This is a genomic window from Burkholderia sp. 22PA0106 (assembly GCF_047497155.1).
Lineage (GTDB): Bacteria > Pseudomonadota > Gammaproteobacteria > Burkholderiales > Burkholderiaceae > Burkholderia.
Window position 1 is genome coordinate 4,227,860 of the sequence record NZ_CP163163.1, and the last position, 24,673, is coordinate 4,252,532.

Sequence of the window (24,673 nt, forward strand, 5' to 3'; positions counted from 1 at the left end):
GTCGCAGCGGCCGCCGCCGAGCGCCGCGACGTTACATCGAGTAACGATTACCCAGACGCGGAAATTGCCGCGCTGCACACCTTGCACGCATCAATCCAAGGCAGGCCCTATAATTCGGCGTTCTGTGTAACAGGATTGACAGCTCCGTGAGCTCCCCTTCCGAGTCCCTGCTGGAACTTCGCGATGTCGATTTCGGCTACGGCGATCGGCTCGTGCTGTCGAATCTGAACCTGCGCTTCGGGCGCGGCCAAGTGGTCGCGGTGATGGGCGGGTCCGGGTGCGGCAAGACGACCGTGCTGCGGCTGATCGGCGGCCTGGTGCGCGCGCGGCGCGGCCAGGTGCTGTTCGACGGCGCCGATCTCGGCGCGCAATCGCGTGACGGCCTTTACGCGCTGCGCCGCAAGATGGGCATGCTGTTCCAGTTCGGCGCGCTGTTTACCGACATGTCGGTGTTCGACAACGTCGCGTTCGCGCTGCGCGAACATACCGACCTGCCCGAGCCGCTGATCCGCGATCTGGTGTTGATGAAGCTCAACGCGGTGGGCCTGCGCGGCGCGCGCGACCTGATGCCGTCCGAGGTATCGGGCGGCATGGCGCGCCGCATCGCGCTGGCCCGTGCAATTGCGCTCGATCCGCAACTGATCATGTACGACGAGCCGTTCGCCGGCCTCGATCCGATCTCGCTCGGCATCACCGCGAACCTGATCCGCACGCTGAACGAGGCGCTCGGCGCGACCTCGATCCTGGTCACGCACGACGTGCCGGAATCGTTCGCGATCGCCGATTACGTCTACTTCCTCGGCAACGGCGGCGTGCTGGCCGAAGGCACGCCCGATCAGTTGCGCGCCTCGACCGAGCCGAGCGTGCGCCAGTTCATCGACGGCGTGCCCGACGGCCCGTTCCGGTTTCACTACACGAGTCCGCCGCTCGACGCGGATTTCGGCCTTGGCGGAGGGCGCCGATGATCAGCGCGATCGGTCGTTACGTGATCGGCGGTTTCGAACGCACGGGCTATGCGTCCCGGCTGTTCGTGCGCCTCGTGTTCGAATTCTTCGCCCTGCTGCGCCGGCCGCGGCTCGTCACGAAACAGATCCACTTCCTCGGCAATTATTCGTTCGTGATCATTGCCGTGTCGGGCCTGTTCGTCGGCTTCGTGCTGGGTCTGCAGGGCTACTACACGCTGAACCGTTACGGCGCGGAGCAGTCGCTCGGCCTGCTGGTGGCGCTTTCGCTGGTGCGCGAGCTCGGGCCGGTGGTCACCGCGCTGCTGTTCGCGGGCCGCGCCGGCACCTCGCTGACGGCCGAAATCGGCCTGATGAAGGCCGGCGAGCAGCTCACCGCGCTCGAAATGATGGCGATCGATCCAATCAAGACGGTGATCGCGCCGCGCCTGTGGGCCGGCATCATCGCGATGCCGCTGCTGTCGGCGATTTTTTGCGCGGTCGGCGTGCTCGGCGGCTACGTGGTGGGCGTGATCCTGATCGGCGTCGATCCGGGCGCGTTCTGGTCGCAGATGCAGGGTGGCGTGGACGTCTGGTCCGACGTCGGCAACGGCGTGCTCAAGAGCGTGGTGTTCGGCTTCGCCGTCACCTTCACGGCGCTCTACCAGGGTTACGAAGCGAAGCCGACGCCGGAAGGCGTGTCGCGCGCGACCACCCGAACCGTCGTGTACGCGTCGCTCGCGGTACTCGGCCTCGATTTCCTGCTGACTGCGCTGATGTTCAGCTGAGTCGGCCATTTCAGAGATGACGATGAAAAAGACTGCTCTCGACTTCTGGGTCGGCCTGTTCGTGGTGGTGGGCTTCCTGGCCCTGCTGTTCCTTGCGCTGAAGGTCGGCAACATGAGCTCGCTGTCGTTCCAGCAAACCTACCCGGTCAAGATGAAGTTCGACAATATCGGCGGCCTCAAGCCGCGCGCCGCGGTCAAGAGCGCGGGCGTGGTGGTCGGCCGGGTCGGCGCGATCGGCTTCGACACCAATACCTATCAGGCCGTCGTCACGATCGACGTGGACAAGCAGTACGAATTCCCGAAGGATTCGTCCGCGAAAATCCTGACCTCCGGCCTGCTCGGCGAGCAGTACATCGGGCTCGAGCCGGGCGGCGACACGGAAATGCTGAAAGCAGGCGATACGATCACGATGACGCAATCCGCGATCGTGCTGGAAAACCTGATCGGACAATTTTTGTACAGCAAGGCGGCGGATGCGGGCGGTGCGAAGCCGCCGGCGGCGGCCGCGGCCTCGGGGGCGAGCGCGCAGTAGGCGGCGCCATCCTCCCCACGACGAAACAAGACAAAAGAGAAGAGGGAACTTAACCATGCAGACCATGCGCCTCAGGAACGCGGCATTGGCCGCCGCGGTCTTCGCCGCGATGAGCGGTTGCGCCACCGTCCAGACGCCCACCAAGGGCGATCCGATGGAAGGCTTCAACCGCACGATGTACAAGTTCAACGACACGATCGACACCTATGCGCTGAAGCCCGCCGCGAAGGGCTACCAGTGGGTGGTGCCGGGGCCGGTCCGCGACAGCGTGACGAATTTCTTCTCGAACATCGGCGACGTGTATATCGCCGCCAACAACCTCGCGCAGTTGCGCATCGCCGACGGCGTGGGCGACATCATGCGCGTGGTGATCAACACGGTGTTCGGTGTCGGCGGCCTGTTCGACGTGGCGACCGTCGCGAAGCTGCCCAAGCACTCGAGCGACTTCGGCATCACGCTCGGCCACTACGGCGTGCCGGCCGGCCCGTACGTCGTGCTGCCGTTCCTCGGACCGAGCACGGTGCGCGATACGGCGGGCTTGGCCGTCGACTACGTCGGCAATCCGCTCACCTACGTGAACCCCGATTCGCTGAGCTGGGGCCTGTTCGGCGTGAATCTGCTGAACACGCGCGCCAACCTGCTCGGCGCGGGCGACGTGCTCGACGCGGCCGCGATCGACAAGTATTCGTTCGTGCGCAACGCCTACCTGCAACGCCGCCAGTCGCTGATCTCCGCCTCGGGCGGCCCTGGCGGCCGGGCGGCGGCAGCGGCCGTGCCCGACTACAGCGGCGATTCGCTGCCGAAGTACGACGTGCCGGACGACGGCGCGGCGCCGGCGGGCGGTGCCGCAGCGGGTGCAGCGGGTGCGGCAGCCGGAGCGGCGGTTTCGCCGGCCGGCGCGACGCCGGCCTCGGGCGCTTCGGCGGTGGCCGCCGCGCCTGCGTCGAATGCCTCGGACGCCACGGCGGAGCAGCCGAATCCGGCCAGCGCCACCCACGTGCCGGCCCAGAACGTGGTGCCGCCGTCGCCGAACGGCTTCCGTTGGCCGAGCCTGCGCCTCCACTGATCCGGCCCCGGTTCGTTACAGCCAGAAACGTTTGTGACGGCGACGGATGCAACGTGCAGCCCGTTGCCGGTGCAAAATGACGCACCGTTCACTTCGCAGGACACGCTCATGAAAAAGTTTTTTCTGATCCCCGTCGCCGCCGCCTTTCTTGCGTTCGGCAGCGCGGCCCACGCCGAGGTCGACCAGTCGAACCCGCAGGCGCTCATCAAGACCGCGACCGAGCAAGTGCTCAACGAGGTTCGCACGCAATCGATCAAGCCCGGCGACATCGGCAAGATCACCGCCATCGTCAACCAGGACATCCTGCCGTACGTCGATTTCCGCCGCACCACGCAGATCGTGATGGGCCGCAACTGGCGCGCCGCCACGCCGGATCAGCAGGCCAAGGTGATGGAGCAGTTCAAGATGCTGCTGATCCGCACCTATGCCGGCGCGATCGCGCAGTTGAAGGCCGATCAGCAGATCCAGTACCCGCCGTTCCGTGCCGACCCGGGCGCGACCGACGTGGTGGTCCGCACGCTGGCCCAGACCAACGGCCAGCCGGCGCAGATCGATTACCGTCTGTACAAGTCGCAGCAAGGCTGGCGTGTCTATGACCTGAACGTGCTCGGCGCCTGGCTGATCCAGACGTACCAGCAGCAGTTCAACGAGAAGATCCAGCAAAGCGGCATCGACGGACTGATTCAGTTCCTGACGCAGCGCAACCAGCAACTGGCCGGCGGCAAGGCATCGTGAGCCAGTTCGCCACCGGCGCCACGCTGACCCACGCGAGCGCGAAGGCCGCGCTCGACGACGGGCTCGGCCGGATCGCCTCGGGCGCCACCGTGGTCGACTGCGCGGCCCTCGCGCAGTTCGACTCGGCCGCGCTGGCGGTGCTGCTCGCCTGGCAGCGCGCCGTGCAGGCGCGCGGGGCGAATCTCGACATCCTCAATCTGCCGCCGAAGCTCGCCAGCCTCGCGCACGCCTACGGCATCGACACCCTCCTGACCGGGCGACATTGACGCTCGCCCGAGCCACGCCCCGCCGCAGCGATGCGCGCGGTGGCGCCGGTCCGCTGCGGGTTCGCCGCCCCGGACCGCCCTGCCGGTTTGCCCTATAATCAACCGTTTTGCGGGGCATCCAACCGGCCCCCGTTTTTCCCCATCCGTTTTACGACCAGAATCAGGCATCGCGGCGCTCGTTCGTCGCGCTCAGTCATGTCAGCCATAGAAATCCGTAACGTCAAGAAGCGCTACCAGTCGCTTCAGGCGCTCAAGGGCGTCAGCCTGTCCGTCGAGGAGGGCGAATTCTTCGGCCTGCTCGGTCCGAACGGCGCCGGCAAGACCACGCTCATCAGCATCCTGGCCGGGCTTGCCCGCGCCGACGAAGGCAGCATCTCGGTGCGCGGCCACGATGTCGTCACCGATTTCCGCGGGGCGCGCCGCGCGCTCGGCGTGGTGCCGCAGGAGCTGGTGTTCGATCCGTTCTTCTCCGTGCGCGAAACGCTGCGTATCCAGTCCGGCTATTTCGGCCTGCGCCGCAACGACGACTGGATCGACGAGATCATGGCCAATCTCGATCTCACCGAAAAGGCCGACACCAACATGCGCGCGCTGTCGGGCGGCATGAAGCGCCGCGTGCTGGTCGCGCAGGCGCTGGTGCACCGGCCGCCGGTGATCGTGCTCGACGAGCCCACCGCCGGGGTCGACGTCGAACTGCGCCAGACGCTCTGGAAGTTCATCTCGCGCCTGAATCGCGAAGGTCACACGATCGTGCTGACCACCCATTACCTCGAGGAAGCCGAATCGCTGTGCGACCGCATCGCCATGCTGCGGCGCGGCGAGGTGGTGGCGCTCGAACGCACCGATGCCCTGCTGCGCCGCTTCGCCGGCCTGCAGCTCTACCTGCGGCTGTCGCAGGGCGAGCTGCCGGCCGAGTTGCGTACGCTTGCGAGCGAGCCGGCGCCGTCCGGTGCGCGCGAGCATCTGCTGCGGCTCAACAACTACGACGAGGTCGAACGCATTCTGTCGGCCTGCCGCGCGGCGGGCTGCGGGTTCGACGAGATCGAGGTGCGCAAGGCCGACCTCGAGGACGTGTTCGTCCAGGTGATGAACGGAGCCGATGTGGTCGAGGGGTTGGCATGAGCGGGTTTCGCACGCTGTTCTACAAGGAAATGCTGCGGTTCTGGAAGGTGTCGTTCCAGACCGTGCTCGCGCCGGTCGTGACGGCGCTGCTGTATCTGACGATCTTCGGCCATGCGCTGTCGGGCCGCGTCAACGTGTATCCGGGCGTCGAGTACGTGAGCTTCCTGGTGCCGGGCCTGGTGATGATGAGCGTGTTGCAGAACGCGTTCGCCAACAGCTCGTCGTCGCTGATCCAATCGAAGATCACCGGCAACCTGGTGTTCATGCTGCTGCCGCCGCTGTCCTACGCCGATATCTTCGGCGCCTACGTGCTGGCGGCCGTGGTGCGCGGGCTGGCGGTGGGCCTCGGGGTGTTCGTGGTGACGGTGTGGTTCATCCCGATCGGCTTCGCCTCGCCGCTGTTCATCGTGCTGTTCGCGCTGTTCGGCTCGGCCATTCTCGGCACGCTCGGCCTGATCGCCGGCATCGTCGCCGAGAAGTTCGATCAACTGGCCGCGTTCCAGAACTTCCTGATCATGCCGCTCACGTTCCTGTCGGGTGTGTTCTATTCGACGCATTCGCTGCCGCCCCTGTGGCGCGAGATCTCGCGTCTCAATCCGTTTTTCTACATGATCGACGGCTTCCGCTACGGGTTCTTCGGCATCGCCGACATCAACCCGTTCGAAAGCCTCGCGATTGTGGCCGGCTTCTTCGTGCTGCTCGCGCTGATCGCGATGCGGCTCCTCGCCTCCGGCTACAAGCTGCGCCACTGATATCGACTGGAGCTTTTCTCATGTTGCCGACTCCCGAACAGGTCAAGCAATACATCGCGGGTGGTCTCGTCTGCTCGCATCTGGAAGTCGAAGGCGACGGCCAGCATTTCTTCGCGACCATCGTGTCGGCCGAATTCGACGGCAAGCGGCTGATCCAGCGCCATCAGCTCGTCTATGCGGCGCTCGGCGACCGCATGAAGCAGGAAATCCACGCGCTCAGCATGAAGACGCTGACGCCCGCCGAATGGCAGAACGCATAAAGAACGGACGAACTTCGTGCAAGTTTCAGTAAACGAACGCGACGCGGTCAGACACGTCGCGACCGCGAGCCCGGCCGTGGCCCGGATCGGGCAGGCGCACGGCGAACAGCTCGTGATGACCGGCGGCCGGCGGCTGGTCGGCGAAATCCAGGTGTCGGGGGCGAAGAACGCCGCGCTGCCCATCCTTTGTGCAAGCCTGCTCAGCGCCGAGCCGCTCGTGCTCGACAACGTGCCGGATCTGCAGGACGTGCGCACCATGCTCGCGCTGCTGGCCGGCATGGGCGTGAAGAGCGAGGTGGACGGCGCGCGCGTGGTGCTCGACGCCGCCGACGTGACCGAGCCGGTCGCGCCGTACGAGCTGGTCAAGACCATGCGCGCCTCGATCCTGGTGCTCGGCCCGCTGGTGGCGCGCTTCGGCTACGCCAAGGTGTCGCTGCCGGGCGGCTGCGCGATCGGTGCGCGGCCGGTGGACCAGCACATCAAGGGCCTGCAGGCGATGGGCGCCGAGATCACCATCGAGCATGGTTACATCGAGGCCCGCGCGACGCGCCTGAAGGGCGCGCGCATCGTCACCGACATGATCACCGTGACGGGCACCGAGAACCTGCTGATGGCCGCGGCGCTGGCCGACGGCGAAACCGTCATCGAGAACGCCGCGCGCGAACCCGAAGTGACCGACCTCGCGAACCTGCTGGTGGCGATGGGCGCGAAGATCGGCGGCATCGGCACCGATTGCCTGACGATCCAGGGCGTCGAGCGCCTGCATGGCGCGAGCCACGCCGTGGTGCCCGACCGCATCGAGGCCGGCACGTTCCTGTGCGCGGTGGCGGCGGCCGGCGGCGATGTCACGCTGCGCGGCATGCGCGCGCACCTGCTCGACGCGGTGCTCGGCAAGTTGCGCGACACCGGCGCCGTGCTCGACGAGCGCGCCGACACGCTGCGCGTGACCATGGACGGCCGCCCTAGCGCGGTCGCGATCCGCACCTCGGAATACCCCGCGTTCCCGACCGACATGCAGGCGCAGTTCATGACGCTGAACGCGGTCGCCTCGGGCACCGCGCACGTGGTCGAAACCATCTTCGAGAACCGTTTCATGCACGTGCAGGAGCTGAACCGGCTCGGCGCGGACATCGTGGTGGACGGCAACACCGCGCTCGTGACCGGCGTGCCGCGCCTGTCCGGCGCGAACGTGATGGCCACCGACCTGCGCGCCTCCGCGAGCCTCGTGATCGCCGGCCTGTGCGCCGACGGCGAGACCGTGATCGACCGCATTTACCATCTCGATCGCGGCTATGATCGGATGGAAACCAAGCTGAACGCAGTGGGCGCCGACGTGCGCCGCCTCACCGGGAGTCCCGCATGAACGCACCGCTGACCCTCGCGCTGTCGAAAGGGCGCATCTTCGAGGAAACCGTGCCGCTGCTGGCGGCCGCGGGCATCGAAGTGACCGAGGATCCGGAATCGTCGCGCAAGCTGATTCTGCCGACCAACGATCCGAACGTGCGCGTGATCATCGTGCGCGCCACCGACGTGCCCACCTATGTCGAATACGGCGCGGCCGATTTCGGCGTGGCGGGCAAGGACGTGCTGATCGAGCACGGCGGCGGCGGGCTCTATCAGCCGATCGACCTGAACATCGCGCGCTGCCGCATGTCGGTGGCGGTGCAGGCCGGCTTCGACTACGTCAACGCGGTGCGCCAGGGCGCGCGGCTGCGCGTGGCGACCAAGTACACCCAGGTGGCGCGCGAGCATTTCGCCGCGAAGGGCGTGCACGTCGACCTGATCAAGCTGTACGGCTCGATGGAGCTGGCGCCGCTGGTCGGCCTGGCCGACGCGATCGTCGACCTGGTCAGCTCGGGCGGCACGCTGCGAGCCAACAATCTGGTCGAGGTCGAGGAAATCATGCCGATTTCGTCGCGCCTCGTGGTGAATCAGGCCGCGCTCAAACTGAAGCGCGCCGCGCTGAAGCCGATTCTCGACGCGTTCGAACGCGCGTCAAAGCAGGTCGCGGCCTGACGCGTTCAGGCCCCCGGCGCATTACCCGAACGGAAAGCATCATGTCCATCAAGATTCGCAAGCTCGATTCCAGCAACGACGGCTTCCACGCCGACCTGCGCGCGGTGCTCGCCTTCGAGGCGGGCGAGGACGAGGCGATCGAACGCTCGGTCGCCGGCATCCTGGCCGACGTGAAGGCGCGCGGCGACGCCGCGGTGCTCGATTACACGAACCGCTTCGATCGCCTGAACGCCACCAGCGTGGCCGCGCTCGAGCTGCGCCAAGACATGCTGGAAGCGGCGCTCGAAGGGCTCGAGCCGAAGCGCCGCGCGGCGCTCGAGGCGGCCGCCGCCCGCGTGCGCGGCTATCACGAGAAGCAGAAGATCGAGTGCGGCAGCCATAGCTGGCAATACACCGAATCCGATGGCACGGTGCTCGGCCAGAAGGTCCTGCCGCTCGACCGCGTCGGCCTCTACGTGCCGGGCGGCAAGGCGGCCTATCCGTCGTCGGTGCTGATGAACGCGATTCCGGCGCGGGTGGCCGGCGTGGGTGAAATCGTCATGGTGGTGCCGACCCCGGACGGCGTGGTCAACGACCTGGTGCTGGCTGCGGCGTATCTCGGCGGCGTCGATCGCGTGTTTACGATCGGCGGCGCGCAGGCCGTGGCCGCGATGGCCTACGGCACCGCCACGGTGCCGGCCGTCGACAAGATCTGCGGCCCCGGCAACGCCTACGTGGCGTCGGCCAAGCGCCGCGTGTTCGGCACGGTCGGCATCGACATGATCGCCGGCCCGTCCGAAATCCTCGTGATTTGCGACGGCACCACCGATCCGCACTGGGTCGCGATGGACCTGTTCTCGCAGGCCGAGCACGACGAACTCGCGCAGTCGATCCTGTTGTGTCCCGATGCCGCCTTCATCGAGCGTGTCGAGAAGGCGATCGTCGAACTGCTGCCGACCATGCCGCGCGAGGCCGTGATTCGCGCCTCGCTGGAAGGCCGCGGCGCGCTGATCAAGGTGCGCGACATGGCGGAGGCCTGCCGTATCGCCAACGATATCGCGCCCGAGCACCTGGAGATTTCGGCGCTCGAACCGCAGCAGTGGGGCAAGCATATCCGCCACGCCGGCGCGATCTTCCTGGGCCGCTACACCAGCGAAAGTCTCGGCGATTACTGCGCCGGCCCGAACCACGTGCTGCCGACCTCGCGCACGGCGCGCTTCTCGTCGCCGCTCGGCGTCTACGATTTCATCAAGCGTTCGAGCCTGATCGAAGTCAGCGCCGATGGCGCGCAGACGCTCGGCGAGATCGCCTCGGAACTCGCCTACGGCGAAGGCCTGCAGGCCCACGCCCGCGCGGCCGAATACCGGATGCGCAACCACGGCAACCACTGACGCCGTTGCGCAGTCGCGCCGGCCGGCCCGGCGGCGCGGCGCTCGCCGTGCTCGATGCGCCGGCGCCGACGGGCCGAGGCCGGTGAGCGATTCGCCCGTCCCGTCCGATCGGCAACAACCGCAATCACCGCAATCACCACAAGATCCGCAACCCCCCCGGAACGCGCGCCGATTCCCGCGCGGCCCCAGGCAGACAGGGCGGCGCGCCGCACGCCGCGCACATCATGACGACGCCACAAGACATCATTCGCCCCGACGTGCTCGCGATGACGAGCTATCCGGTGCCGGACGCCACCGGCTTCGTGAAGCTCGACGCGATGGAGAACCCGTACACGTTGCCGGCGCCGCTGGCGGCCGGGCTCGGCGCGCATCTGGCGCAGGTCGCGCTGAACCGCTATCCGGCCCCGCGGCCGGCCGCGCTGCTCGACAAGCTGCGCGCCGCGATGGCCGTGCCGGCCGGTTGCGAACTGATGCTCGGCAACGGCTCCGACGAATTGATCAACATTCTCTGCGTGGCCTGCGCCAAGCCGGGCGCTTCGGTGCTGATGCCGGTGCCGGGTTTCGTGATGGTCGAGCAGTACGCGCGTTTCGCCGGGCTCGATTTCGTCGGCGTGCCGCTGCGCGAGGATATGTCCCTCGATATCGACGCGATGCTCGCGGCGATCGCCGCGCACCGTCCCGCGCTGATCCACCTCGCGTTCCCGAACAACCCTACCGGCACGCTGTTCGCCGACGCGGACATCGAGCGGATCGTCGCCGCCGCCACCGGCAGCCTGGTCGTGATCGACGAGGCCTACCAGCCGTTCGCCGGCCGCAGTTGGCTCGCGCGGGTACCGGCGTTCGACAACGTGGTGGTCATGCGCACGCTGTCGAAGCTGGGCCTGGCGGGTGTCCGGCTCGGCTATCTGGCCGGCGCGCCGCGCTGGCTGGCGGAATTCGACAAGGTCCGCCCGCCTTACAACGTCAACGTGCTGACCCAGGCGGCCGTCGATTACCTGCTCGATCACCTCGATGTGCTCGACGCGCAGGCCGCCGAATTGCGTGCCGCCCGCGAGCAATTGATGGCGGCGGTGGCCGCGCTGCCCGGCACGACCGTGTTCCCGAGCGCCGGCAATTTCGTGCTGGTGCGGGTGCCGGACGCCGCCGCCGTGTTCGATACGCTGCTGACCGAGCGGGTCTTGATTAAAAACGTGAGTAAAATGCATCCGTTGCTCGCCAATTGCGTACGGCTGACGGTTGGTTCTCCTGACGAGAACCGCGCGCTGCTCGCGGCGTTGCAACAGGTGCTGTGCTGAGCGGACCGCCCGCCGCCGGTACCTTCCAGCCCCCTTTACCCAGCCATTTCAAGGAATCACCATGCGTGTGGCGGAAGTCGTTCGCAATACGAGCGAAACGCAGATCCGTGCGTCGATCAATCTCGACGGCACCGGCCAGCAGAAGCTGGCGACCGGCGTGCCGTTCCTCGACCATATGCTCGACCAGATCGCGCGCCATGGTCTTATCGATCTCGACATCGAAGCGCACGGCGACACGCATATCGACGACCACCACACGGTGGAAGACGTCGGCATCACGCTCGGCCAGGCGATCGCCAAGGCCGTCGGCGACAAGAAGGGCATCCGCCGCTACGGCCATGCCTACGTGCCGCTCGACGAGGCGCTGTCGCGCGTCGTGATCGATTTCTCGGGCCGTCCGGGCCTCGAATTCCACGTGCCGTTCACGCGCGCACGGATCGGCACGTTCGATGTCGATCTGTCGATCGAATTCTTCCGCGGCTTCGTGAACCACGCCGGCGTCACGCTCCATATCGACAATCTGCGCGGCATCAACGCGCACCATCAGCTCGAGACCGTGTTCAAGGCGTTCGGTCGCGCGCTGCGGATGGCGACCGAGCTCGATGCGCGCGCGGCCGGCCAGATTCCGTCGACCAAGGGCAGCCTCTGATCGAGAACCCGCCCGGTGCGCGGCGGCGCGGCTGAAGCAGGGGCGCCCCGCGTGCCGGCACGCCGCCGACGAGGCTGCACGTCCCGCACGACCCGCACATGGATCTGCTCAAATCGTTCATCTCGCTGCTCGCGCTGATCAACCCGCTCGGCGCGGTGCCGTTCTTCCTGAGCCTGACGGCGTCGCAAAGCGACGACGAACGGCGCCGGACGGTGCGCGTGGCGGCGGTTTCGGTGTTCTGCGTGATCGTGGTGACCACGCTGCTCGGGCAGCAGATCATCCACTTCTTCGGGATTTCGGTCGGCTCGCTCGAAGTGGGCGGCGGCATCATCATGCTGCTGATGGCGATCAACATGCTGAACGCGCAGATGGGCAACGCCCGCTCCACGCCCGAGGAGCGCGACGAGGCGGAATCGAAGAACAGCATCGCCGTGGTGCCGCTCGCGATTCCGCTGCTGACCGGCCCCGGCTCGATCAGCACGGTGATCATCTATTCGGCCAACGCCGCGCACTGGTACGAGCGGCTCTGGCTGATCGCGATCGGCGCGGTGATCGCGGGCCTCTGTTTCGTCGCGATGCGGCTCGCCGAGCCGATCGCGAACTGGATCGGCCGCACCGGCATTAATATTGCGACGCGGCTGATGGGATTGATGCTGTCGGCGCTGGCGGTGGAATTCATCGTCGACGGACTGAAGGCGTTACTGCCTGCACTGAAATGAAAACTTCGATTGCGATTGTGGATTATGGGATGGGCAACCTGCGTTCGGTGGCCCAGGCGCTGATGAAGGCGGAGCCGCTGGCCGAGGTAGCGATCGTCGATCGCCCCGAGCAGATCCGCGCGGCCGACAGGGTGGTGTTGCCGGGCCAGGGCGCGATGCCCGACTGCATGCGCTGCCTCGGTGAATCGGGCCTGCAGGAGGCCGTGATCGAGGCCTCGCGCAGCAAGCCGCTGCTCGGCGTGTGCGTGGGCGAGCAGATGCTGTTCGACTGGAGCGCCGAGGGCGACACGCCGGGCCTCGGCCTGCTGCCGGGCAAGGTGCTGCGCTTCGATCTGGCCGGCCAGCTGCAGGACGACGGCTCGCGCTACAAGGTCCCGCAGATGGGCTGGAACCGCGTGCGCCAGACGCTCGCGCATCCGCTCTGGAGCGGCGTGCCCGACGAGGCGTTCTTCTACTTCGTGCACAGCTACTACGTGGTGCCGGCCGACCGCGCGCATGCGGCCGGCGAAACACCCTACGGCGAGCCGTTCGTGTCGGCGGTGGCGCGCGACAATATCTTCGCGACCCAATTTCACCCGGAGAAGAGCGCCGAGGTGGGCCTGCGCCTGTATCGCAATTTCGTCCACTGGAAACCGTGAACGTCGCGCCGAAGCCACGCCGGCGGGGCCTCGAATGCCTGTCGCGCGGGGCGTTGGCGTCAAAACCCTGAAAGACTTGTACTAAACTAGCAAGCGTCGCCGTCCGGCCCGGCTCACCCGGCCCGGTTACGGCGCGCCAACCCTCCATTTTTTCAGACGACTCCCGATAGCTATGCTGCTGATTCCGGCCATCGATCTTAAAGACGGTCAGTGTGTGCGCCTCAAACAGGGCGATATGGACCAGGCGACGATTTTCTCCGAGGACCCCGCGGCGATGGCCCGCAAATGGGTGGATCTCGGGGCGAGACGTCTGCATCTGGTCGACCTGAACGGTGCCTTCGCGGGCAAGCCGAAGAACCTCGAGGCGATCGAGGCGATCCTCGCCGAAGTCGGCGACGAGATCCCCGTTCAGCTCGGCGGCGGCATCCGCAGCCTCGAGACGATCGAGAAGTACCTCGACGCGGGCCTGTCCTACGTGATCATCGGCACCGCCGCCGTGAAGGATCCGGGCTTCCTGCAGGATGCCTGCACCGCGTTTGCCGGCAGCATCATCGTCGGTCTCGACGCGAAGGACGGCAAGGTTGCCACCGATGGCTGGAGCAAGCTGACCGGCCATGAAGTGATCGACCTCGCGCAGAAATTCGAGGATTACGGCGTCGAATCGATCATCTACACCGACATCGGCCGCGACGGCATGCTCCAGGGCATCAACATCGAAGCCACCGTGAAGCTCGCGCAAGCGGTCGGCATTCCGGTGATCGCCAGCGGCGGCCTGTCGAACCTGAACGACATCGAGCAGCTTTGCGACGTGGAGAGCGAGGGCATCGAGGGCGTGATCTGCGGCCGCGCGATCTACTCCGGCGATCTCGATTTCTCGGTGGCGCAAAAGCGTGCCGACGAACTGAACGGCGAACTCGACGACGCCTGACTCGCGAGCGCGGGCGGCGTGCCGCCGGCCGCCGCGCTGCGTCCTCGCCCGAGCCGCCCGCCTGCGCGGGCGGCCTTACCAGCGGCAATCGTGCACCATCATGGCTCTAGCTAAACGCATCATCCCCTGTCTCGACGTCACCGCCGGGCGCGTCGTGAAGGGCGTCAATTTCGTCGAACTGCGCGACGCGGGCGACCCCGTCGAAATCGCGCGGCGCTACGACGATCAAGGCGCGGACGAACTGACGTTCCTCGACATCACGGCCACCTCCGACCAGCGCGACCTGATCCTGCCGATCATCGAAGCGGTGGCCTCGCAGGTGTTCATTCCGCTGACGGTCGGCGGCGGCGTGCGCGCCGTCGAGGACGTGCGGCGCCTGCTGAACGCCGGCGCGGACAAGGTCAGCATGAACTCGTCGGCCGTGGCCAATCCGCAGCTCGTGGCCGACGCGGCGAACAAGTACGGCTCGCAGTGCATCGTGGTCGCGATCGACGCCAAGCGCGTGTCGGCCGACGGCGAAACGCCGCGCTGGGAAGTGTTCACGCACGGCGGGCGCAAGGCCACCGGCCTCGACGCGATCGAATGGGCGCGCAAGATGGCCGAACTCGGCGCGGGCGAGATCCTGCTGACCAGCATGGATCGCGACGGCACCAAGTCCGGTTTCGACCTGGCGCTCACGCGCGGCGTGTCCGACGCCGTGCCGGTGCCGGTGATCGCCTCGGGCGGCGTGGGCGGCCTCCAGCATCTGGCCGACGGCATCGTCGAAGGCCATGCCGACGCAGTGCTCGCGGCGAGCATCTTCCATTACGGCGAACACACGGTCGGCGAAGCCAAGCGCTTCATGGCCGATCGCGGCATTCCGGTGAGACTGTCATGACGACGAAATCCCAAGCGGCGGCGCTGCCCGCCTGGCTCGACAAGGTGCGCTGGGACGACAACGGCCTGGTGCCGGTGATCGCCCAGGAAGTGGGCAGCAACGACGTGATGATGTTCGCGTGGATGAACCGAGAAGCGCTCGCGAAGACGGTCGAAACCGGCCGCGCCGTGTATTACTCGCGCTCGCGCAAGCGTCTGTGGTTCAAGGGCGAGGAATCGGGGCACGTGCAGCACGTGCACGAAGTGCGCCTCGATTGCGACGAAGATGTCGTGCTGCTGAAGATCGACCAGGTGTCGGGCATCGCCTGCCACACCGGCCGTCATTCCTGCTTCTTCCAGAAATTCGAAGGCACGGCGGAGGCCGGCGACTGGGTCGCCGTCGAGCCGGTGCTGAAAGATCCCGAGCACATCTACAAATGACGCAAACCACCAACGACACGCTGCTGCGCCTCGCGGCCGTGATCGACAGCCGCAAGGGCGGCGATCCCGAGCAATCCTATGTGTCGCGTCTGTTCCACAAGGGCGATGATGCGGTGCTCAAGAAGATCGGCGAGGAGGCGACCGAAGTGGTGCTGGCCGCCAAGGACGTGCGTCAAGGTGGCGCACCCACCGCGCTGGTGGGCGAAGTGGCCGATCTCTGGTTCCATTGCCTCGTGGCGCTGTCGCATTTCGACCTGAGCCCGGCCGACGTGCTGGCCGAGCTGGAGCGTCGCGAAGGGTTGTCCGGCCTCGAGGAAAAGGCGCTGCGCAAGCGCCGCGAACGCGAGGAAAACGACGGCGGCTGAACGGGCTTGCCGCATGCATCAGTCATGTCATCTGAGAGGGGTAGCATCATGACCGAACCATCAGTCCAGCCGGGCGGCGTACCGGCGCCGGTGAATTTTCCGGGTGGCCGGTCCGCCGGAGAACGCGAGCGTTCGCTGAAGACCCTGACGCATGTGCTGTACGCTCTCTATGCGCTGCAGGGTTTCACGGGCGGATTCACGGCGCTGGTGGCGATCATCATCAATTACGTGAAGCGCGAGGATGTGGTCGGCACGCATTATCAGGCGCACTTCGAGTGGCAGATCCGCACGTTCTGGCGCGCGTTGATCCTGGCGGCGATCGGGTTCCTGCTGGTGTTCGTGGTGGTCGGTTTTTTCATTCTTGGTGCGGCGGGAATCTGGTGCCTGTACCGTATCATCAAGGGCTGGCTGTACCTGTACGACGAGAAACCGCTCGATCCGAAGGCGTGGTTCTGAGCCCTGGTGGCGAAACCGGGTTCCGGACCGGATTCATTCTCGGGCCGGTGAGCGGTTTGGCGGTCTATCATCGGCATGCGCGCCGGTTCGCCGGGCCGGGTTCCTGGAAGCGGGCCGGCTCAAAGCGGGTCGTCACGCAGTGAAGGCAGTCAAAAGCAGCAGAAGGCAGCAGCGCGGTAACACAACAAGAGTCGACGGAACGCATCAGCAGATCGGAGTGGCGGCGCATCGTGTGCCGCCGCGCTTCGGGAAAGAGGCCGGCGCCGCCGGCAGTTGACGCCGCCATTGGCGGCGAGGTTGAGGAGAGTTGCATCATGGGCGGATTGAGTATTTGGCACTGGCTGATCGTTTTGCTGATCGTCGTGATGGTGTTCGGCACCAAGAAGCTGCGTAATCTGGGCGGCGATCTGGGCGGTGCGGTCAAGGGCTTCAAGGACGGCATGAAGGAAGGCGAACCGTCGGCCGACGGCCAGCAATTGCCGCGCAACGGTTCAGTCGACGTCGACGCGAAGGAAGCATCGCGCTCGTCCGATTCGCACAAGGCGTAAGCCACGACCTGACGAAACGGCACGATGCTCGATCTCGGTATTTCGAAGATGGCGCTGATCGGCGTCGTCGCGCTGGTGGTGCTCGGCCCCGAGCGCTTGCCGCGCGTCGCGCGCACGGCAGGCGCCCTGTTCGGGCGCGCGCAGCGCTATATCAACGAAGTGAAGGCCGAGGTGACGCGCGAGATCGAACTCGATGCGCTGCGCACCATGAAGACGGACTTCGAAAGCGCGGCGCGCAACGTCGAAAACACCATTCACGACAACCTGCGGCAGCACGAGCAGGATCTCAACGAAGCGTGGAGCACGGCGGTTTCCGGTGATGCCGGCACCTCGTCGGAGCCGGTTTCGGTCCAGCCGGACGGCGCCGCGCCGTTCTGGCAGGGCAGCTCGGTCAGCACCACGTTCACGCCGAAGCGCCGCAACTGGCGCGTCAAGCAGACGGCGACGCCCGCCTGGTACAAGCGCGCCACCACGCGCCGCACCCACGTGCAGTCGGGCGCCGCGCGCGTCGCGCGTCATCAGCCCGACAGCCTGCGCCGTCCCACGCGTTTCTTCTGATTCAGCACAATGAAGCGCGCCCATCACTCGAACCGAGGGCCGGTGTGAGCGACCCCCTGCACAACCCGGAAGAAGCCCGGGAAGAAACCTTCATTTCCCATCTCGTCGAATTGCGCACCCGCCTGGTCCGGGCGGGCGCCGCCGTGTTCGTGGTGTTCGTCGGGCTGGTGTATTGGGCCCCGGACATCTTCCGGCTGCTCGCGCGGCCGCTGATGCAGAACCTGCCGGCCGACGGCAAGATGATCGTCACCGACGTGACCGGCTCGTTCTTCGTGCCGATGAAGGTCACGATGCTCGTCGCGCTGGTGATCGCGCTGCCGGTGGTGCTGTACCAGATCTGGGCCTTCGTGGCGCCGGGGCTGTACCAGCACGAGAAGCGGCTCGTCATGCCGCTCGTCGGCAGCAGCTATTTCCTGTTCCTGTGCGGCATGGCGTTCGCGTACTTCGTGGTGTTTCCCACCATCTTCCGCGTGATGGCGCACTACAACGCGCCGCTCGGCGCGGAGATGACCACCGACATCGATAATTACGTGAGCTTCGTGCTCGGCATGTTCCTCGCGTTCGGCGTGACGTTCGAGGTACCGGTGGTGGTGGTGCTGCTGGTGCGCATGGGCGTGCTGTCGATCAAGAAGCTCAAGGAAATCCGGCCTTACGTGATCGTCGGCGCGTTCGTCGTGTCGGCCGTGGTGACGCCGCCGGACGTGTTCTCGCAGTTGATGCTGGCGCTGCCGCTGATCGTGCTCTACGAAGTCGGCCTGATCGCGGCGCGCATCTTCATCGGCGACAAGCGCGTCGTGAAGGACGAAGGATCGGAAGCGGCGGGTTGAACCGGGGCAGCCCGGCCCGGCCGGGCGCGTACGTAAAAAAGGCAGCCTCGCGGGCTGCCTTTTTTTATTCCTCTTCCTCGTTGTTCTGATCGTCCGAGGCCTGTTTCGGCGGTGGTGGGCGCTTGCCGATCACTACCGTCACATCGAAGCTGCGCGTCTTGCGCACCACGCTCACCTTGGTCGGCGTGCCCGGTTTGATTTGCGCGACCGTGTTGAGCAGCTTGGTGGTGTCGGTGATCGGCTCGTCGTTGACGGTGGTCAGGATGTCGCCGGGCTTGATGCCGGCCTTGTCGGCCGGGCCGCCTTGCAGCACGCCGGCCACGATCGCGCCCGACTTTTGCGCGAGGCCGAACGAATCGGCGATCTCGGGCGTGAGATCCTGCGGCTCGACGCCGATCCAGCCGCGCGTGACCGCGCCGCTGGTGATGATGCTTTCGAGCACCGTGCGCGCCGTGGACACCGGAATCGCGAAGCCGATGCCGAGCGAGCCGCCCGAGCGCGAGTAGATCGCGGTGTTGATGCCGAGCAGGTTGCCGCTCACGTCCACCAGCGCGCCGCCCGAATTGCCGGGGTTGATCGGCGCGTCGGTCTGGATGAAGTTCTCGAACGTGTTGATGCCGAGGTGATTGCGCCCCAGCGCGCTGATGATCCCCATCGTAACCGTCTGGCCCACCCCGAACGGGTTGCCGATCGCCAGCACCACGTCGCCGACGCGCGCCCTGTCCGAGCGGCCGAGCGTGATGGTCGGCAGGTTGGTCAGGTTGATCTTGAGGACGGCGAGATCGGTTTCGGGATCGTTGCCGATGACCTTGGCCGTCGAGGTGCGGCCGTCGGCCAGCGCCACTTCGATCTGATCGGCGCCTTCGACGACGTGCTGGTTAGTTAGAATGTAACCTTCCGGGCTCACGATAACGCCGGAGCCCAGGTTCGACGCCGGTTCTTCACGTTGGTGGCGCGGGTTGCGATCGCCGAAGAAATACCGGAACAGCGGGTCTTTCGCGCGCGGGTCGGGCGGCAGCGAACCATCCTTGCTCGAAAACACGTTGACCACGGCCGGCATCGCCTTTTGCGCCGCATCGGCATACGAGGCTTGCGCGGGCGCACCGCCCACGCCGGGTGCGACTTCGCGCAGGGCCACGATCGGCGCGGCGAGCTGCTTGCCGAGTTGCCCCTGGCGCTGCAACCACTGAGGCTTGAGGGTCGCGACGATGAACATCAGCGCGAGCAGAACCGTCACAGCCTGAGCGAAGAACAGCCAGAAGCGTCTAAGCATTTGAAGAGATTAGGGGAAATATATGGACCGGATCGAACTCGAATTGTACTTGAACAATACCCTGGACATTGCGCGGTTCAAGGACTACTGCCCGAACGGCCTGCAGGTCGAGGGGCGCCGCCGCATCGAACGGATCGCCACCGGCGTGACCGCTTCGGTGGCCCTGCTCGAACGCGCGCTCGAATGGGGCGCCGATGCCGTGCTCGTGCACCACGGCTATTTCTGGCGCAACGAAGCGCCCCAGATTACCGGCCGCAAGTATCAACGCCTGAAGCTGCTGCTCGCCAACGACCTGAACCTGTTCGCGTTCCATCTGCCGCTCGACGCGCATCCCGAACTCGGCAACAACGCGCAGCTCGGCGAGCGCCTCGGCCTGATCGCCGATACGCGCTTCGGCGATCACGACCTCGGCTGGCTGGCCACGCTGCCGATGGACGTTTCGCTCGAACACTTCGCGGCCAAGGTCGAGCAGACGCTCGGCCGCGTGCCGCTCGTGCTCGGCGACATGGATCAGCGGCTGCGCCGGGTGGCCTGGTGCACGGGCGGCGCGCAGAGCTATTTCGACGCGGCCATCGACGCCGGCGCCGACGTGTTCCTGACCGGCGAAGCCTCCGAATTCGTCACGCACGCGGCCGCCGAAAGCGGCGTGGCCTTCGTTGCGGCGGGGCATCATGCCACCGAGCGCTACGGCATCCAGGCGCTCGGCCGCCATCTGGCGGAACACTTCGGCCTCGAGCACACGTTCATCGACGTGCCGAACCCGGTCTGAGGCCGCCGAATTGCGGCGGCGCACCGTTTCCACTTATGAAGCATCCGCTTAATAACTGATTGAAAAACACCGTTCGGCGATGGGTGAAAACCCTTGCCGATCAATGACTTCTGCGCAATATCGGGTTTCAGGCCTTGAAAATGCCGAGCCCGAACGCGCACACTATCGGCGATATGCGAAGTCATGACGGTGAATCCAACTCAGAAGTGGGGCGTGAGATGCGAGATAAAGAAGAGAAACGCGTCGACAGCGGCCGCCGTACCTGGCTGATTGCGACCTCCGTGGCGAGCGGAGTGGGGGGTGTCGCCACGGTCATCCCGTTCGCGGCTTCGCTGGCGCCATCCACCAAGGCCAAGGCCGCCGGTGCGCCGGTCGAGGTCGACATCTCCGGCCTCAAGCCGGGCGATCTGGTCACCGTGGCGTGGCGCGGCAAGCCGGTCTGGATCCTGAACCGCACCGATGCGATGCTGGCCGACGTCAAGAAGGCCGACCCGGAGCTGGCCGATCCGCAAAGCCGGGCCACGTACTCGATGCCGATGCCCGAGTACTGCGAGAACGAATACCGCTCGCGCGCCGATCACAAGAACATCCTCGTCGTGATGGCCGTGTGCACCCACCTCGGCTGCACGCCCACCTCGCGCTTCAACCCCGGCCCGCAACCGAACCTGCCCGACGACTGGCCGGGCGGTTTCCTCTGCCCCTGTCACGGCTCGACCTACGATCTTGCCGGGCGCGTCTTCAAGAACAAGCCCGCGCCGCAGAACCTCGATATTCCGCCTTACATGTTCACCTCGGCCAACACGGTCTTGATCGGCAAGGACGAGAAAGGAGAAGCGTGATGGCGACCGACAACAAGAATGTCTCCACGACAGGGTTCATCGGCTGGATCGACGCGCGCTTCCCGTTCACCTCGACGCTGCGCAAACATGTGACCGAGTACTACGCGCCGAAGAACTTCAACTTCTGGTATTTCTTCGGCTCGCTCGCGTTGCTGGTGCTCGTCAACCAGATCGTCACCGGTATCTTCCTGACGATGAACTACAAGCCCGATGCAACGCTCGCGTTCGCCTCGGTCGAGTACATCATGCGCGAGGTGCCGTGGGGCTGGCTGATCCGCTACCTGCATTCGACCGGCGCGTCGATGTTCTTCGTGGTGGTGTATTTGCACATGTTCCGCGGGCTGCTGTACGGCTCGTACCGCAAGCCGCGCGAGCTGGTGTGGATCTTCGGCTGCGCGATTTTCCTGTGCCTGATGGCCGAGGCGTTCTTCGGCTACCTGCTGCCGTGGGGGCAGATGTCGTTCTGGGGCGCGCAGGTGATCGTCAACCTGTTCTCGGCGATCCCGTTCATCGGCCCCGATTTGTCGCTGTGGATTCGCGGCGATTACGTGGTGTCCGACGTCACGCTGAACCGCTTCTTCGCGTTCCACGTGATCGCGATCCCGCTGGTGCTGGTCGGGCTGGTGGTCGCGCACCTGGTGGCGCTGCACGAGGTCGGCTCGAACAACCCCGACGGCGTCGAGATCAAGGAGCACAAGGACGAGCGCGGCATCCCGCTCGACGGCATCCCGTTCCATCCCTACTACTCGGTGCACGATTTCTTCGGCGTGTGCGTGTTCCTGATGATCTTCGCGCTGATCGTGTTCTTCGCGCCGGAGATGGGCGGCTATTTCCTCGAAGCCAACAACTTCGTGCCGGCCAACCCGCTGCAGACGCCGCCCGAGATCGCCCCGGTGTGGTACTTCACGGCGTTCTACGCGATGCTGCGCGCTACCACCGACCCGTTCAAGATCGTGCTGATGGTGGTGATCGCGCTGCTAGGCGTAACCGCGCTGTGGCGCGCGCGCGGCAAATGGCGGCTCGGGCTGCCGGTGCTGGCCGCCGCCGTGGTGGTGTTCATGGGGCTGACCGAATCGAAGTTCTGGGGCGTGGTGGTGATGGGCGCGGCGGTGGTGTCGCTGTTCTTCCTGCCCTGGCTCGACCGCAGCCCGGTCAAGTCGATCCGCTACCGGCCGACGTTCCACAAGGTGTTCCTCGGCATCTTCGTGCTGGCGTTCCTGACGCTCGCGTTCCTCGGCACGCAGCCGCCGTCGCCGGCGCGCACGCTGATCGCGCAGGGCTGCGCGCTGATCTACTTCGCATTCTTCCTCGGCATGCCGCTCTGGACCCCGCTCGGCACGTTCAAACGTCCACCCGAGCGCATCACTTTCCGGCCCCATTAATGCGAGCGAGGAGAACACCATGATCAGGATGATGTGGAAGGCCTTGCTGCTGATCGGCGCCGCGTGGCTGGTGCTGGGCGGTGCGGCGGCGCGGGCCGACGAGGCCAATATTCCGCTCGACCGGGCGCCCGATAACGCGGAAAATCTCGTTGCCCTGCAACATGGCGCGCAATTGTTTGTAAACTACTGCCTGAATTGCCATAGCGCGAACCTGATGCGCTACAACCGTCTGACGGATCTGGGTATTTCCCAGAAGGAGATCGAGGCGAATCTCCTGTTCACGACGGACAAGGTCGGCAATACGATGGGCGTCGCGATGCGCCCCGACGACGCCAAACGCTGGTTTGGCGTAACCCCGCCCGATCTCTCGGTCGAGGCGCGGGCTCGGGGCCGCGATTGGCTCTATACGTACTTGCGCAGCTTTTACCGCGACGACACGCGGCCGACCGGCTGGAACAATGCGGTGTTCGAGAACGTCAGCATGCCTCACGTGCTCTGGCAGTTGCAGGGTCAGCGCACGCCGAAATACGAGGAAACGACCGACATGGAGAGTGGCGAGAAGGTTCGCAAGCTCGTCGGTTATACGCAGGTCACGCAAGGAACGCTCTCGCCGGTGGATTATGATGCTGCCGTGGCCGACCTCGTCGCGTACCTGGGATGGATGGCCGAACCCGAACAGCAAACGCGCAAACGCATCGGCGTCTGGGTGCTGCTGTTCCTGGGCATCCTGACCTTTTTCGCGTGGCGGCTTAACGCCGCGTATTGGAAAGATATCAAGTAAACACGCCAAGACCGGCGTGGGGCCGGTGCAAGGGCAAACCTGCTGGCAGGTTTGTCTGCGTGCCGGCCCTCGGCTTTTATTAGGAAACGTTAATCATGATGGTTCTGTATTCGGGCACGACGTGTCCTTTCTCCCAGCGCTGCCGGCTGGTGCTGTTTGAAAAGGGCATGGACTTCGAGATTCGCGATGTGGACTTGTTCAACAAGCCCGAAGATATCGCCGTGATGAATCCGTACGGTCAGGTGCCGATTCTGGTCGAACGCGACCTGATCCTGTACGAGTCGAACATCATCAACGAGTACATCGACGAGCGCTTCCCGCACCCGCAACTGATGCCGGCCGACCCGGTGCAGCGCGCGCGTGCGCGCCTGTTCCTGCTCAATTTCGAGAAGGAGCTGTTCGTTCACGTCAGCACGCTCGAAAACGAGAAGGGCAAGGCCGCCGAGAAGAACCACGAGAAGGCACGCCTCGCGATCCGCGACCGCCTGACGCAACTCGCGCCGATCTTCGTCAAGAACAAGTACATGCTGGGCGAGGAATTCTCGATGCTCGACGTCGCGATCGCGCCGCTGCTGTGGCGCCTGGATCACTACGGCATCGAATTGTCGAAGAACGCCGCGCCGCTGATGAAGTACGCCGAGCGTATTTTCAGCCGTCCGGCCTATATCGAAGCGCTGACGCCGTCGGAAAAGGTGATGCGTCGTTAATAACGGCTGACGGCCAGCGGCCATCGGCATGCGCCCGGCAGTGCCGCCGCGCGCATGCCTTGTACGAGGACTGTGATGCAAGAGACTTCCACGAAGCCGTATCTGCTGCGCGCGCTGTACGAATGGTGCACGGACAACGGTTACACGCCGCACATCGCGGTGCGCGTCGACAATTCCACGCGCGTGCCGCGGCAGTATGTGCGCGACGGCGAGATCGTGTTGAACATCAGCTTCGAGGCGACCACCGCGCTGCAGATGGGCAACGAATGGATCGAATTCACCGCGCGATTCTCGGGCAAGGCGCACAAGCTCGAGGTGCCGGTTGCCAACGTGCTGGCGATCTATGCGCGCGAGAACGGGCAGGGCATGGCGTTCCAGGTGGATTTGACGGCCGACGAGCCGGGCGAGACGACGGTAGAGGATGATGCCGACGAAGCGGTGCCGGCTGCCACCGCGCCGGTGATCGCCGAAGTGGTGCGCGATTCGGACGAGCCGTCGGAAGGCGCGGACGTGCCTGCGTCGTCGCCGGACGATGAAGGCGGGGCTGCGGGAAAGAGCAATCGACCCCGCCTCAAGATCGTGAAATGAGGTAGAATCTGCGGCTACGCCGGCTTAGCTCATCTGGTAGAGCAGTTGATTTGTAATCATCAGGTGGCGGGTTCGAGTCCTGCAGCCGGCACCAGTTCAGAAGTAAAAAGCGGCCTCCAGCAATGGAGGCCGCTTTTTTTATTCGGCATTTTCAATGGCGAATAACGAATGACGGAATAGAGAAAACCATCCGTTTCGAATCCCGCC

Annotated in this window: 32 protein-coding genes and 1 tRNA gene; 31 read left to right on the top strand and 2 right to left on the bottom strand. The window is 65.6% G+C overall.

Going from position 1 to position 24,673, the window contains the following annotated elements:
- The first annotated feature begins 146 nt into the window (after positions 1 to 146).
- The 21 genes from AB4850_RS33930 (at position 147) to AB4850_RS34030 (ending at position 16,194) form a co-directional block, all read left to right on the top strand.
- A complete protein-coding gene (locus AB4850_RS33930) occupies positions 147 to 965 on the top strand; it encodes an ABC transporter ATP-binding protein (protein WP_414443727.1) in 819 nt (272 codons plus the stop codon).
- Positions 962 to 1,729 carry a lipid asymmetry maintenance ABC transporter permease subunit MlaE gene (mlaE, locus tag AB4850_RS33935; protein WP_414443728.1) on the top strand — a complete coding sequence of 256 codons (768 nt, stop codon included), beginning with the start codon at positions 962 to 964 and terminating at the stop codon, positions 1,727 to 1,729. Before AB4850_RS33930 ends, mlaE begins: the two co-directional genes overlap by 4 nt.
- 16 nt (positions 1,730 to 1,745) lie before the next feature.
- Positions 1,746 to 2,261 carry an outer membrane lipid asymmetry maintenance protein MlaD gene (mlaD, locus tag AB4850_RS33940; protein ID WP_414443729.1) on the top strand — a complete coding sequence of 172 codons (516 nt, stop codon included), beginning with the start codon at positions 1,746 to 1,748 and terminating at the stop codon, positions 2,259 to 2,261.
- A 55-nt stretch (positions 2,262 to 2,316) separates the two neighbouring features.
- The gene (locus AB4850_RS33945) at positions 2,317 to 3,327 is read left to right on the top strand and encodes a VacJ family lipoprotein (protein WP_414443730.1); all 1,011 of its coding nucleotides are present in this window, start codon (positions 2,317 to 2,319) and stop codon (positions 3,325 to 3,327) included.
- Positions 3,328 to 3,435: 108 nt separating this feature from the next.
- Positions 3,436 to 4,062, top strand: coding sequence for a phospholipid-binding protein MlaC (locus tag AB4850_RS33950; protein WP_414443731.1), 627 nt, complete (start codon positions 3,436 to 3,438; stop codon positions 4,060 to 4,062).
- Positions 4,059 to 4,328: a lipid asymmetry maintenance protein MlaB gene (locus tag AB4850_RS33955; protein WP_414443732.1), complete on the top strand. Its 270-nt coding sequence runs from the start codon at positions 4,059 to 4,061 to the stop codon at positions 4,326 to 4,328. Before AB4850_RS33950 ends, AB4850_RS33955 begins: the two co-directional genes overlap by 4 nt.
- 195 nt (positions 4,329 to 4,523) lie before the next feature.
- Entirely contained in the window at positions 4,524 to 5,450 is a 927-nt protein-coding gene (locus AB4850_RS33960; protein WP_414443733.1) for an ABC transporter ATP-binding protein, read from the top strand.
- Positions 5,447 to 6,202, top strand: a complete 756-nt coding sequence (locus AB4850_RS33965; RefSeq protein ID WP_414443734.1) for an ABC transporter permease — start codon at positions 5,447 to 5,449, stop codon at positions 6,200 to 6,202. The genes AB4850_RS33960 and AB4850_RS33965 overlap by 4 nt, the downstream gene beginning before the upstream one ends.
- 20 nt (positions 6,203 to 6,222) lie before the next feature.
- Complete coding sequence (locus tag AB4850_RS33970; RefSeq protein WP_206126242.1) at positions 6,223 to 6,462, top strand: BolA family protein; 240 nt, start codon at positions 6,223 to 6,225, stop codon at positions 6,460 to 6,462.
- A gap of 16 nt (positions 6,463 to 6,478) precedes the next feature.
- Positions 6,479 to 7,825, top strand: coding sequence for a UDP-N-acetylglucosamine 1-carboxyvinyltransferase (gene murA, locus AB4850_RS33975; RefSeq protein WP_414443735.1), 1,347 nt, complete (start codon positions 6,479 to 6,481; stop codon positions 7,823 to 7,825).
- Complete coding sequence (gene hisG / locus AB4850_RS33980; protein WP_414443736.1) at positions 7,822 to 8,478, top strand: ATP phosphoribosyltransferase; 657 nt, start codon at positions 7,822 to 7,824, stop codon at positions 8,476 to 8,478. The genes murA and hisG overlap by 4 nt, the downstream gene beginning before the upstream one ends.
- 41 nt (positions 8,479 to 8,519) lie before the next feature.
- Positions 8,520 to 9,848, top strand: coding sequence for a histidinol dehydrogenase (gene hisD / locus AB4850_RS33985; RefSeq protein ID WP_414443737.1), 1,329 nt, complete (start codon positions 8,520 to 8,522; stop codon positions 9,846 to 9,848).
- 224 nt (positions 9,849 to 10,072) lie between these two features.
- Entirely contained in the window at positions 10,073 to 11,143 is a 1,071-nt protein-coding gene (gene hisC / locus AB4850_RS33990; protein ID WP_414443738.1) for a histidinol-phosphate transaminase, read from the top strand.
- 61 nt (positions 11,144 to 11,204) lie between these two features.
- Entirely contained in the window at positions 11,205 to 11,792 is a 588-nt protein-coding gene (gene hisB / locus AB4850_RS33995) for an imidazoleglycerol-phosphate dehydratase HisB (RefSeq protein ID WP_414443739.1), read from the top strand.
- A 98-nt stretch (positions 11,793 to 11,890) separates the two neighbouring features.
- Positions 11,891 to 12,511, top strand: a complete 621-nt coding sequence (locus tag AB4850_RS34000; RefSeq protein WP_414443740.1) for a MarC family protein — start codon at positions 11,891 to 11,893, stop codon at positions 12,509 to 12,511.
- Positions 12,508 to 13,149: an imidazole glycerol phosphate synthase subunit HisH gene (hisH, locus tag AB4850_RS34005; protein ID WP_414443741.1), complete on the top strand. Its 642-nt coding sequence runs from the start codon at positions 12,508 to 12,510 to the stop codon at positions 13,147 to 13,149. Before AB4850_RS34000 ends, hisH begins: the two co-directional genes overlap by 4 nt.
- Positions 13,150 to 13,321: 172 nt before the next feature.
- The gene (hisA, locus tag AB4850_RS34010) at positions 13,322 to 14,077 is read left to right on the top strand and encodes a 1-(5-phosphoribosyl)-5-[(5-phosphoribosylamino)methylideneamino]imidazole-4-carboxamide isomerase (RefSeq protein WP_414443742.1); all 756 of its coding nucleotides are present in this window, start codon (positions 13,322 to 13,324) and stop codon (positions 14,075 to 14,077) included.
- A gap of 100 nt (positions 14,078 to 14,177) precedes the next feature.
- Complete coding sequence (hisF, locus tag AB4850_RS34015) at positions 14,178 to 14,954, top strand: imidazole glycerol phosphate synthase subunit HisF (protein WP_414443743.1); 777 nt, start codon at positions 14,178 to 14,180, stop codon at positions 14,952 to 14,954.
- Positions 14,951 to 15,373 carry a phosphoribosyl-AMP cyclohydrolase gene (gene hisI / locus AB4850_RS34020; RefSeq protein WP_414443744.1) on the top strand — a complete coding sequence of 141 codons (423 nt, stop codon included), beginning with the start codon at positions 14,951 to 14,953 and terminating at the stop codon, positions 15,371 to 15,373. Before hisF ends, hisI begins: the two co-directional genes overlap by 4 nt.
- On the top strand, positions 15,370 to 15,738 hold the full coding sequence (locus AB4850_RS34025; protein ID WP_206126231.1) for a phosphoribosyl-ATP diphosphatase: 369 nt from the start codon (positions 15,370 to 15,372) through the stop codon (positions 15,736 to 15,738). Before hisI ends, AB4850_RS34025 begins: the two co-directional genes overlap by 4 nt.
- 48 nt (positions 15,739 to 15,786) lie before the next feature.
- Positions 15,787 to 16,194 carry a DUF4870 family protein gene (locus AB4850_RS34030; RefSeq protein ID WP_414443745.1) on the top strand — a complete coding sequence of 136 codons (408 nt, stop codon included), beginning with the start codon at positions 15,787 to 15,789 and terminating at the stop codon, positions 16,192 to 16,194.
- A gap of 67 nt (positions 16,195 to 16,261) precedes the next feature.
- Here AB4850_RS34030 and AB4850_RS34035 read toward each other — a convergent pair whose 3' ends face one another.
- Complete coding sequence (locus AB4850_RS34035) at positions 16,262 to 16,510, bottom strand: hypothetical protein (RefSeq protein WP_414443746.1); 249 nt, start codon at positions 16,508 to 16,510, stop codon at positions 16,262 to 16,264.
- Between AB4850_RS34035 and tatA the strand changes: the two genes are divergently transcribed.
- The 3 genes from tatA to tatC are packed head-to-tail and all read left to right on the top strand — an operon-like array spanning position 16,509 to position 18,127.
- On the top strand, positions 16,509 to 16,742 hold the full coding sequence (gene tatA / locus AB4850_RS34040; RefSeq protein ID WP_414443747.1) for a Sec-independent protein translocase subunit TatA: 234 nt from the start codon (positions 16,509 to 16,511) through the stop codon (positions 16,740 to 16,742). The two genes, AB4850_RS34035 and tatA, sit on opposite strands and share 2 nt — an antisense overlap.
- Positions 16,743 to 16,766: 24 nt before the next feature.
- Positions 16,767 to 17,300 (top strand): Sec-independent protein translocase protein TatB, encoded by a 534-nt coding sequence (tatB, locus tag AB4850_RS34045; protein WP_414443748.1) that lies wholly within the window; start codon positions 16,767 to 16,769, stop codon positions 17,298 to 17,300.
- A gap of 44 nt (positions 17,301 to 17,344) precedes the next feature.
- Positions 17,345 to 18,127 carry a twin-arginine translocase subunit TatC gene (tatC, locus tag AB4850_RS34050; protein WP_414443749.1) on the top strand — a complete coding sequence of 261 codons (783 nt, stop codon included), beginning with the start codon at positions 17,345 to 17,347 and terminating at the stop codon, positions 18,125 to 18,127.
- Between the two features lie 64 nt (positions 18,128 to 18,191).
- On the opposite strand, the gene AB4850_RS34055 is transcribed toward tatC, so the two are convergent.
- Positions 18,192 to 19,400, bottom strand: coding sequence for a Do family serine endopeptidase (locus tag AB4850_RS34055; protein WP_414443750.1), 1,209 nt, complete (start codon positions 19,398 to 19,400; stop codon positions 18,192 to 18,194).
- Positions 19,401 to 19,422: 22 nt separating this feature from the next.
- Here AB4850_RS34055 and AB4850_RS34060 point away from each other — a divergent pair, with 22 nt between their 5' ends.
- From AB4850_RS34060 to AB4850_RS34090, 7 genes are all read left to right on the top strand, one after another.
- Entirely contained in the window at positions 19,423 to 20,169 is a 747-nt protein-coding gene (locus AB4850_RS34060; protein WP_414443751.1) for a Nif3-like dinuclear metal center hexameric protein, read from the top strand.
- A 218-nt stretch (positions 20,170 to 20,387) separates the two neighbouring features.
- Positions 20,388 to 21,008: a ubiquinol-cytochrome c reductase iron-sulfur subunit gene (petA, locus tag AB4850_RS34065; RefSeq protein ID WP_414443752.1), complete on the top strand. Its 621-nt coding sequence runs from the start codon at positions 20,388 to 20,390 to the stop codon at positions 21,006 to 21,008.
- A complete protein-coding gene (locus AB4850_RS34070; protein ID WP_414443753.1) occupies positions 21,008 to 22,390 on the top strand; it encodes a cytochrome b in 1,383 nt (460 codons plus the stop codon). Before petA ends, AB4850_RS34070 begins: the two co-directional genes overlap by 1 nt.
- 31 nt (positions 22,391 to 22,421) lie before the next feature.
- Positions 22,422 to 23,171, top strand: a complete 750-nt coding sequence (locus tag AB4850_RS34075; RefSeq protein ID WP_414445687.1) for a cytochrome c1 — start codon at positions 22,422 to 22,424, stop codon at positions 23,169 to 23,171.
- Between the two features lie 95 nt (positions 23,172 to 23,266).
- Positions 23,267 to 23,878: a glutathione S-transferase N-terminal domain-containing protein gene (locus AB4850_RS34080; protein ID WP_012734444.1), complete on the top strand. Its 612-nt coding sequence runs from the start codon at positions 23,267 to 23,269 to the stop codon at positions 23,876 to 23,878.
- A 75-nt stretch (positions 23,879 to 23,953) separates the two neighbouring features.
- Entirely contained in the window at positions 23,954 to 24,466 is a 513-nt protein-coding gene (locus tag AB4850_RS34085) for a ClpXP protease specificity-enhancing factor (protein ID WP_414443754.1), read from the top strand.
- A gap of 18 nt (positions 24,467 to 24,484) precedes the next feature.
- A tRNA-Thr gene (locus tag AB4850_RS34090) sits at positions 24,485 to 24,560 on the top strand.
- The last annotated feature ends 113 nt before the right edge of the window (positions 24,561 to 24,673 follow it).

What these genes read in the sequence shown, in the direction of transcription:
- AB4850_RS34055 (WP_414443750.1), bottom strand. Translation starts at nt 19,400, where the DNA reads ATGCTTAGACGCTTCTGGCTGTTCTTCGCTCAGGCTGTGACGGTTCTG.
- AB4850_RS34075 (WP_414445687.1), top strand. Translation starts at nt 22,422, where the DNA reads ATGTGGAAGGCCTTGCTGCTGATCGGCGCCGCGTGGCTGGTGCTGGGC.
- hisB (WP_414443739.1), top strand. Translation starts at nt 11,205, where the DNA reads ATGCGTGTGGCGGAAGTCGTTCGCAATACGAGCGAAACGCAGATCCGT.
- hisH (WP_414443741.1), top strand. Translation starts at nt 12,508, where the DNA reads ATGAAAACTTCGATTGCGATTGTGGATTATGGGATGGGCAACCTGCGT.
- hisI (WP_414443744.1), top strand. Translation starts at nt 14,951, where the DNA reads ATGACGACGAAATCCCAAGCGGCGGCGCTGCCCGCCTGGCTCGACAAG.
- AB4850_RS34085 (WP_414443754.1), top strand. Translation starts at nt 23,954, where the DNA reads ATGCAAGAGACTTCCACGAAGCCGTATCTGCTGCGCGCGCTGTACGAA.
- AB4850_RS33970 (WP_206126242.1), top strand. Translation starts at nt 6,223, where the DNA reads ATGTTGCCGACTCCCGAACAGGTCAAGCAATACATCGCGGGTGGTCTC.
- hisC (WP_414443738.1), top strand. Translation starts at nt 10,073, where the DNA reads ATGACGACGCCACAAGACATCATTCGCCCCGACGTGCTCGCGATGACG.
- AB4850_RS34080 (WP_012734444.1), top strand. Translation starts at nt 23,267, where the DNA reads ATGATGGTTCTGTATTCGGGCACGACGTGTCCTTTCTCCCAGCGCTGC.
- hisF (WP_414443743.1), top strand. Translation starts at nt 14,178, where the DNA reads ATGGCTCTAGCTAAACGCATCATCCCCTGTCTCGACGTCACCGCCGGG.
- AB4850_RS34000 (WP_414443740.1), top strand. Translation starts at nt 11,891, where the DNA reads ATGGATCTGCTCAAATCGTTCATCTCGCTGCTCGCGCTGATCAACCCG.
- tatB (WP_414443748.1), top strand. Translation starts at nt 16,767, where the DNA reads ATGCTCGATCTCGGTATTTCGAAGATGGCGCTGATCGGCGTCGTCGCG.
- AB4850_RS34070 (WP_414443753.1), top strand. Translation starts at nt 21,008, where the DNA reads ATGGCGACCGACAACAAGAATGTCTCCACGACAGGGTTCATCGGCTGG.
- hisD (WP_414443737.1), top strand. Translation starts at nt 8,520, where the DNA reads ATGTCCATCAAGATTCGCAAGCTCGATTCCAGCAACGACGGCTTCCAC.
- AB4850_RS34060 (WP_414443751.1), top strand. Translation starts at nt 19,423, where the DNA reads ATGGACCGGATCGAACTCGAATTGTACTTGAACAATACCCTGGACATT.
- mlaE (WP_414443728.1), top strand. Translation starts at nt 962, where the DNA reads ATGATCAGCGCGATCGGTCGTTACGTGATCGGCGGTTTCGAACGCACG.
- AB4850_RS33960 (WP_414443733.1), top strand. Translation starts at nt 4,524, where the DNA reads ATGTCAGCCATAGAAATCCGTAACGTCAAGAAGCGCTACCAGTCGCTT.
- hisA (WP_414443742.1), top strand. Translation starts at nt 13,322, where the DNA reads ATGCTGCTGATTCCGGCCATCGATCTTAAAGACGGTCAGTGTGTGCGC.
- hisG (WP_414443736.1), top strand. Translation starts at nt 7,822, where the DNA reads ATGAACGCACCGCTGACCCTCGCGCTGTCGAAAGGGCGCATCTTCGAG.
- AB4850_RS33965 (WP_414443734.1), top strand. Translation starts at nt 5,447, where the DNA reads ATGAGCGGGTTTCGCACGCTGTTCTACAAGGAAATGCTGCGGTTCTGG.
- AB4850_RS34035 (WP_414443746.1), bottom strand. Translation starts at nt 16,510, where the DNA reads ATGATGCAACTCTCCTCAACCTCGCCGCCAATGGCGGCGTCAACTGCC.
- mlaD (WP_414443729.1), top strand. Translation starts at nt 1,746, where the DNA reads ATGACGATGAAAAAGACTGCTCTCGACTTCTGGGTCGGCCTGTTCGTG.
- AB4850_RS33950 (WP_414443731.1), top strand. Translation starts at nt 3,436, where the DNA reads ATGAAAAAGTTTTTTCTGATCCCCGTCGCCGCCGCCTTTCTTGCGTTC.
- AB4850_RS33945 (WP_414443730.1), top strand. Translation starts at nt 2,317, where the DNA reads ATGCAGACCATGCGCCTCAGGAACGCGGCATTGGCCGCCGCGGTCTTC.
- tatA (WP_414443747.1), top strand. Translation starts at nt 16,509, where the DNA reads ATGGGCGGATTGAGTATTTGGCACTGGCTGATCGTTTTGCTGATCGTC.
- AB4850_RS34025 (WP_206126231.1), top strand. Translation starts at nt 15,370, where the DNA reads ATGACGCAAACCACCAACGACACGCTGCTGCGCCTCGCGGCCGTGATC.
- AB4850_RS34030 (WP_414443745.1), top strand. Translation starts at nt 15,787, where the DNA reads ATGACCGAACCATCAGTCCAGCCGGGCGGCGTACCGGCGCCGGTGAAT.
- petA (WP_414443752.1), top strand. Translation starts at nt 20,388, where the DNA reads ATGCGAGATAAAGAAGAGAAACGCGTCGACAGCGGCCGCCGTACCTGG.